Source organism: Sporosarcina koreensis, from assembly GCF_001531445.1.
GTDB lineage: Bacteria > Bacillota > Bacilli > Bacillales_A > Planococcaceae > Sporosarcina > Sporosarcina koreensis_C.
In genome coordinates this window covers 15,973-23,159 of sequence record NZ_LQYA01000159.1, presented here as the reverse complement: position 1 = coordinate 23,159, position 7,187 = coordinate 15,973, and the positions used below count along the sequence as shown (strand labels likewise).

10 protein-coding genes are annotated in these 7,187 nt (G+C 43.9%); all 10 read right to left on the bottom strand.

Annotated elements, in window-relative coordinates; all coding sequences use genetic code 11:
- A partial coding sequence (locus tag AWV70_RS16145; protein ID WP_235588709.1) for a YlmH/Sll1252 family protein occupies nucleotides 1–355 on the bottom strand: 355 nt, incomplete at its 3' end.
- A 37-nt stretch (nucleotides 356–392) separates the two neighbouring features.
- Nucleotides 393–689, bottom strand: a complete 297-nt coding sequence (locus AWV70_RS16140; protein ID WP_153010020.1) for a YggT family protein — start codon at nucleotides 687–689, stop codon at nucleotides 393–395.
- Nucleotides 690–708: 19 nt separating this feature from the next.
- Nucleotides 709–1,161, bottom strand: a complete 453-nt coding sequence (locus tag AWV70_RS16135) for a cell division protein SepF (RefSeq protein WP_060209337.1) — start codon at nucleotides 1,159–1,161, stop codon at nucleotides 709–711.
- Nucleotides 1,158–1,853 (bottom strand): YggS family pyridoxal phosphate-dependent enzyme, encoded by a 696-nt coding sequence (locus AWV70_RS16130; RefSeq protein ID WP_235588710.1) that lies wholly within the window; start codon nucleotides 1,851–1,853, stop codon nucleotides 1,158–1,160. Before AWV70_RS16130 ends, AWV70_RS16135 begins: the two co-directional genes overlap by 4 nt.
- A 71-nt stretch (nucleotides 1,854–1,924) precedes the next feature.
- Nucleotides 1,925–2,170 carry a PRC-barrel domain-containing protein gene (locus AWV70_RS16125; protein ID WP_082713667.1) on the bottom strand — a complete coding sequence of 82 codons (246 nt, stop codon included), beginning with the start codon at nucleotides 2,168–2,170 and terminating at the stop codon, nucleotides 1,925–1,927.
- A 568-nt stretch (nucleotides 2,171–2,738) separates the two neighbouring features.
- Entirely contained in the window at nucleotides 2,739–3,521 is a 783-nt protein-coding gene (gene sigG, locus AWV70_RS16120; RefSeq protein WP_414714842.1) for an RNA polymerase sporulation sigma factor SigG, read from the bottom strand.
- Between the two features lie 93 nt (nucleotides 3,522–3,614).
- Nucleotides 3,615–4,328 (bottom strand): RNA polymerase sporulation sigma factor SigE, encoded by a 714-nt coding sequence (sigE, locus tag AWV70_RS16115; protein ID WP_060209333.1) that lies wholly within the window; start codon nucleotides 4,326–4,328, stop codon nucleotides 3,615–3,617.
- Nucleotides 4,312–5,172: a sigma-E processing peptidase SpoIIGA gene (locus tag AWV70_RS16110; protein WP_060209331.1), complete on the bottom strand. Its 861-nt coding sequence runs from the start codon at nucleotides 5,170–5,172 to the stop codon at nucleotides 4,312–4,314. Before AWV70_RS16110 ends, sigE begins: the two co-directional genes overlap by 17 nt.
- Before the next feature lie 313 nt (nucleotides 5,173–5,485).
- The gene (ftsZ, locus tag AWV70_RS16105; RefSeq protein WP_060209330.1) at nucleotides 5,486–6,652 is read right to left on the bottom strand and encodes a cell division protein FtsZ; all 1,167 of its coding nucleotides are present in this window, start codon (nucleotides 6,650–6,652) and stop codon (nucleotides 5,486–5,488) included.
- A gap of 40 nt (nucleotides 6,653–6,692) precedes the next feature.
- On the bottom strand, nucleotides 6,693–7,187 hold a 495-nt coding region (locus AWV70_RS24755; protein ID WP_349675587.1), incomplete at its 5' end, for a cell division FtsA domain-containing protein.

Here is a 7,187-nt window from a genome sequence, read left to right as displayed (position 1 = left end):
TCGAACGGTCGATGCCAAGCGCCATAAGTGAACCTAAAATATCCCTATGTTCAAGCGTCATGAATTTTGCAGGGTACCTAACCGCAAAAACAGTCACTTGGAAATCTTCTTCTGTCGGTTCGTAATAATCGGGGTAAATCAATGCCCGTTGTCTTTCCGGCTCTTGGAATGCACCATGGACACCGAATTGCAGACCGGAACTTTTGACAATGGAACTCAAAATGAAAATCTGCCGAGGATCGAGAAAGCCGGTAAGCTTCGGTGAATAAGTATCTTCCACTTCTCTCGTCCAACCGATCACCGTTTCAATGAACGGCTGCTCGTCTTTTCTGAAATGTTGTATGATCGAATCCATGATGAACGACTCCTTAGCGATCCTTATAGAAAAAACCTCACATAAGTGAGGCGATGATTAATCGATATACTTCAACTACTCCTCTGGTGATCAAAAAATTCAGCACAAAAATCGCAACGATCGGTGAAATATCGATCATGCCAAGAGGCGGGATGAACTTGCGGAAAAATCCTAAATAAGGTTCCGTGATCTTCCCTAATAAAATGCCGAACTTCGTTTCCCGTGATGCAGGCACCCATGACATTAAAATATAAACAATGAGGAGTATCATGTATATATCTATCGCTCTGAGTAGAAGCGAAAAAATCAAACTAACTATTTCTATTGTTCCCATTTGTACACCTCATCCAATTCTATCTTTCAAAAAAATCCGAAATGTTCCCTGCCACTTCTACGTTCTCTGGCACACATAGGAAAATATCCGTGCCAATCCGTTGGATATCGCCGCCAAGCGCGTAGACAGTGCCACTCAGGAAATCGACAATGCGGATTCCTTGATCGCGCTCGATCCTTTGTAGATTGACGACAACGGCACGTTTATTTTTCAAATGCTCCGAAATGTCCTGCGCTTCCGCGTAAACTCGCGGTTCAAAAAGAACAACTTTCGAAGATTTTTGTATGCTCTGCAAGCTGACAACATTTCCTGGTTGCTGTGGTGTTTCTGCAACTTGCGGCTTTCGTGAAACCGCTGCTCTTCTTGGCTGTTGCTCCTGTATGGGCTGTTGTTCCCGGACAGGCTGTTCTTGCTGGAATTCCTCTTCTTCATCAAGATAGAACCATTTTTCAAATCGCCTTTTTATGCTCATTCGTCTCCCTCGCTCTCCGTTCCGACTAATGCGGTTCCGATTCTTACGTGAGTTGCACCTTCTTCGATTGCGATCGTATAATCATTCGACATTCCCATCGATAATAGTTTACACGGTGCTTGTTCCCAATTTTTTGCTGCTATTTGGTCGCGAAGATTACACAATGAGCGGAAAATTTTACGGATCCACTCTTCATCTTGAGTGAATGGAGCCATTGTCATTAAACCTACAACACGAACTTTATCATAATCGGCCAGTTGAAGGATGAACTCCTCCAAGTTCTCAGGCTTTATCCCTGATTTGGACTCTTCCCCGGAGACATTCACTTGTACGAAGCAATCAACCGGTGATGCCGCTCGTTTTTGAATCTCTTTTGCAAGACTCAGACGGTCCAATGAATGGAGAAAATCGACTTGGTCAATAATATCCTTCACTTTTCTGCTTTGCACATTTCCGATGAAATGCCAGTCGAGATTTTCGGATTGAATGCTTTCCTGTTTGGATAGAAGCCCTTCCGGCCGATTTTCTCCGATGTGAGTAATCCCGTGTTTGATGACTTCGCGGGTTCTGCTTGCGGAAACTTGCTTCGTGACGGCAATGATTGTCACGTCTTGACGTTCCCTTCCTGAATGGTTACAAGCTGCTTGAATTTCTTCTTCTATTTTTTGCATACGTTGTTGAAGTGTGTCCAATGAAATCACTACTTTTCTTCTTACTTTGCTTTATTGTATCAATTGGAAGGACACATATCAATGATAAGTCTTCATTTATCAGTCTTTTTGCCTACTAATACAATGTCTTTCCCAATTGTAAGGACGTCATCATACTTGATTTGTTTCAAATCCTTCATTTTCGATTCTAAAAATAAGGATCTTTCCGCTCCTCCAATTTGAAGTACGTCAATCTTGCCGTTTTTCATATCGATTGTCGCGTCCTGGACAAATCCTAGAAACGAGCCCTTCTTCACTTCAATTACTTCTTTTTTCTGCAAATCCGAAAAACGCATCATGATTCCCTCCTTCGAATATTGGCTGTTGCTTTCCGTTCCGGCACTCGCTTTCCGCGGGCGTTGCCTCAGGAGTCTCGCGCCTGCACTCCAAGCACCAGATGCAGAGTTATTGAAAACCCTGATTAATGGATATCGGTAAAAAATTAATGTTTATACAGCTTATGCGAGATAGCCTACAAAAACGCAAGATGTAGATTTTCATACTTGGTTTTACTGACTTCATATGTAAGGATATATTTTTAATGCATTACAATATTTTTGATAATGTTTAATTAGCTATAATCATTAATTTCAAGTAATCCGTTGATTGTAGCGCAAGGCGGCGACTCCTTGGGGATCAGCGAAAGCCGTAACGAAGAACGAGTAAAAGCGTAGCGTTACGAGCAGGCATACCAAAACGGATGCCTTAATTTCTGCAAAAAACGCAGAAATACGGCAAATCGAACTCTTCGTGGTTCGATTGGCTCAAGCCACGCCCCCAGGAAAGCGTCCGCCTGGAGCGGAAATCAACAGTAAAAAGGGACTGTCATAGTCAGATATCGCTGACAGACAGTCCCTTGATCATTAATTATTTATTTTCCATGCCATCTCTAATAATTTGAATTGCATTTTTTTCCAGCCTTGAGATTTGAGCTTGAGAAATGCCTAGTTCATTTGCGATTTCAGTTTGTGTCTGTCCTAAGTAGAAACGTTTCGAAAGGATAAGCTGCTGCCTTTCCGTCATTCCTGATACTGTCTCTTTCACCGACACATACGTCAACCAGCGTTCTTCGGACACTTTTTTATCTTGCAATTGATCCATAATATAAACGGGATCACCGCCGTCCCCGTTCATTGGTTCGTGAAGGGACATCGGATCTTGTATTGCATCCAAAGCAAATAAGATATCGTCCTCCGGAATGCCCGTCGCTTCTGCTAGATCGGATATTCTTGGTTCCTTTTGATGATCATTTACAAATTGTTCCTTTGCCCTGATTGCTTTATAAGCTATATCTCTTAGCGATCTGGATACCCTAATGGCATGATGGTCTCTCAAATGTCTTTTGATCTCTCCGATAATCATCGGAACTGCATATGTTGAAAATCGAACATTATGCTTCAAGTCGAAATTGTCAATGGACTTCAATAATCCAATACAGCCAACTTGAAAAAGATCGTCTGCTTGCTCCCCCCTATAAGCAAATCTTTGAACAAGGCTTAACACCAACCGCAAGTTTCCTATTACGAGTTCTTCCCTTGCCGATTCGTCACCATTTTGAAGCCGGATAAACGTTTCTTTCATCACTTCATTCGTCAGTAATGGCAAATTGGACGTATCGATCCCGCAAATTTCCACTCTTGTACGCATCATTCGCTTTTCCTCCGCATTCTGTAGATGACTGTAGAAAATAGTTTGTCCTCTGTTTTGCGGAATATGCGAAATACAATTCGCCAATTTCAACCATCAAGCAATTGGATGGTTCAATCGATCGCGTAATTCGGAGATGATTTTCTTTTCCAGACGTGAAATATAGGACTGTGAAATGCCCAGTAGTTCTGCAACTTCCTTCTGCGTCATTTCCAATTGCCCCGTCAATCCGAAGCGGCATTCCATTATATATTTCTCACGATCATCCAATGTGCTAATCGCTTCGATCATATGTTGCCTTTCCAGTTTTTTTTCAACATCATCAATGATAATGTGCTCATCAGTCCCTAAAATATCAGACAGCAGCAGCTCATTTCCATCCGCATCGGAATTCAACGGCTCATCAAATGAAATTTCCGATCGGGTCCGATTCGTTTTTCTCAAATGCATAAGAATCTCATTTTCAATACATCTTGAAGCATAAGTCGCTAATTTAATATTGCGATCGGCTTTAAAAGTTTCGATCGCTTTTATAAGTCCGATGGTCCCAATACTAATCAAATCTTCAATATGCGTGTTCGTGTTATCAAAACGGCGGGCAATGTAAACGACGAGCCTAAGGTTCTTTTCAATGAGCGTATCCCTGGCATCCATGTCCCCTTCCATGAAAGCCCGAATTGCAATCGCCTCTTCTTCTCTTGTTAACGGCTTTGGAAGCGATTCATGGCCACCGATGTAATACATACCAGCTTTTTTTCTAGTGAAGAAGCTCTTGACGATCGACAACCATTTTTTAAGTCCTTGCAACATGACTGGTTCCCCTTTCGGTAGTAATGGATTCCAATGCAGAGGCGTGCATGATGGCGCCTGCCCCTTCCGGATAACGGTTATCCTGCTTTGTAAAGACAATATAGCCTGCTGGCAGCTCACTCCCTTCCCCGATGATCCACCTGTCGAATTTAAAACCGACCGCCCAGGAGGCTCCTTGGACAGTTTGAAGCCGGATCAACCGTAGACTTTTTTGGAACCGCTTGGGAAAGGCTGAAAGCTGTGGTACTTCTTCGGTTTTCCATGCCAGCAACGGTTCTTTCAGCTCTTCAGGTATACAGCGTTTCACAGATTTGAATGAAACGAAATGCACTGGTTCACCGGTAAGTGGCTCTGTACATCGATTTCCAGTATCGATGAAACTTGGAATTGAAATCGTTTCGTTCCAAATAGTCAACACCGAAGCGACGGAGTAAGAGGATAGTTGGCGGGCCATTCTTACATCCAGCCATTTGGTCTTTAATAAATACAGGAAAATATAAGCTAAAAGCGCACTGATGAAAACGGTGAATTTCGAATCCGAAAACATGAACTTATCCGTAAAAACTGTTAGCGCCCCACCTGCAAAAAGCGCACCGATCAATACGATGACTGCCGGGTTACCGATGGAGGCAATTGATAACCCGAAGGCACAAACAATCATTACACTGAAGGCGACGAAGATGACGATTCGGGAATCGGGAAAAATCGTAACCGGCAATGCGCCAGCAAACGAAGCGAGCATAAGACGCCGTGTTGTAGCTTGTGCCTTGACCATCCGGTTCGCAAAGGACAAAATCGCATAATTGAAGACCATGTTAATGCCAACAATGAGTTCTCCATACATCAGCCCGCCCTCCTTGTACGTAAGGATAACACTCCATGACCGCAATGTTTGTCGGAACAAGGGAAAAAACTTAGTAAATATTCGACAATAATAGCGGAGGTTGACGTTGCGCATCGGCAAGTACTTTGTGTAGCGGACCCGCTTTCGTTGTATTGCCGACGGAGTTCATTGCGTTGCACACTGCTTTCGTTGTGTTGCGACGCGTTTATTGCGTTGCGGGCAGAGTTCATTGTGTTTCTTACTGCTTTCCAAAAAAAAGCTCTCCGGCTTGTCCATTCGGACAGCCGGAGAGCTTCTTCTATCTTCAGTTTTATTATCTTCTGCGATTGCGCAAGAATGTCGGAATATCCAACGCGTCCTCTTGCTGATGGCTCTGTTGTTGACGTGTCGGTTCAGGCTGCTGGAATTGTTGCTGTTGTGGCTCTTCTCGGCGAGTAGTATGAGAAGGCTGCTGCACAGACTGCGTTTCACGTTGACGTGTAGCGCCAAAACCTGGATTCCTTGAAGGCTTTGAAGTGCTCAATTGCTCTTCACTGAAACCCGTAGCAATGACTGTAACGAGAATTTCATCTTTCAAGTCATCATTGATGACAGACCCGAAAATCATATTGACATCTTCGTCGGAAGCTGAAGCTACGATATCCGCAGCTTCTTGAACTTCAAACAAGCTCAAGTTAGATCCGCCGGTAATATTCATTAAGACACCTTTAGCCCCGTCAATCGACGTTTCCAATAGCGGACTTGAAATTGCTTTCTTTGCAGCTTCTGCGGCACGGTTTTCACCTGTCGACATACCGATCCCCATAAGTGCAGAACCTTTGTTGGACATAATTGTTTTCACGTCTGCAAAGTCCAAGTTGATAAGTCCAGGGACAGCGATCAAATCGGAGATGCCTTGCACCCCTTGACGGAGTACATTGTCAGCTTCTCGGAATGCTTCAAGCATCGGTGTGTTCTTATCTACGATTTCCAACAATTTATCATTTGGAATGACGATAAGCGTATCGACCGATTCTTTCATCGATGCAATTCCACCGATTGCTTGTGTTTGGCGTTTTCTTCCTTCAAAAGTGAATGGACGCGTAACGACGCCTACTGTCAGTGCACCAAGGTCTTTCGCTACTTGTGCGATGACAGGTGCGGCACCTGTTCCAGTTCCTCCGCCCATCCCAGCTGTTACGAAAACCATATCAGCACCGCGAAGTGCTTCTTCTATTTGTTCTCGGCTTTCTTCAGCCGCTTTTTTTCCGACGTCAGGATTGGCGCCCGCGCCAAGTCCGCGAGTCAATTTTGCCCCGATCTGCAATTTCACTTCAGCTGCGGATAATTTAAGTGCTTGCGCATCCGTATTCACAGCTATGAATTCCACACCTTGCACTCCATGTTCGATCATGCGGTTAACCGCGTTATTTCCTCCGCCACCTACTCCAATCACCTTGATGACTGCGAGTGCATCGACATTCGTTTCAAAATCCAGCATGCTCTCTCCTCCTAATCCCTATATGACCAAATTAGACTAGTCATTCAAAAAATCCATCGAAAAATTTCTTAGTTTTGCTCATAAAGCTTGTCTTTTTCTCTTTTGGTTGGACAGCGACCTTCTTTTTACCGGCAGGTGGATAATCCATCTCGCTATGTGCGGCTGCCGTTTGAGATTCAGCTGCGATTCCAAAATAGCTATCTTCCATACTAGCATAACGGATAAGACCAACAGCAGTCGAATACATCGGTTCACGCACTCCGATATATTCTGGCGTATGGATCCGTACCCTCGTTCTTAACACATGTCTTGCCAGTTGCAAAATTCCTTCAAGCTTGGTCGTGCCGCCAGTCAAGACGACGCCACCCGGCAAATCATGTATTCCCATACGGTACAGCTCTTCGAGAACCAAGTCGAACAATTCTTCCAATCGGACACCTATGATCTCCGATATGTATCTTTGACTATATTGATCTTTCGAATCCGCACCAATGACAGGAACCTCAAAAAGTTCATCATCCGAGGCGTCATCGTA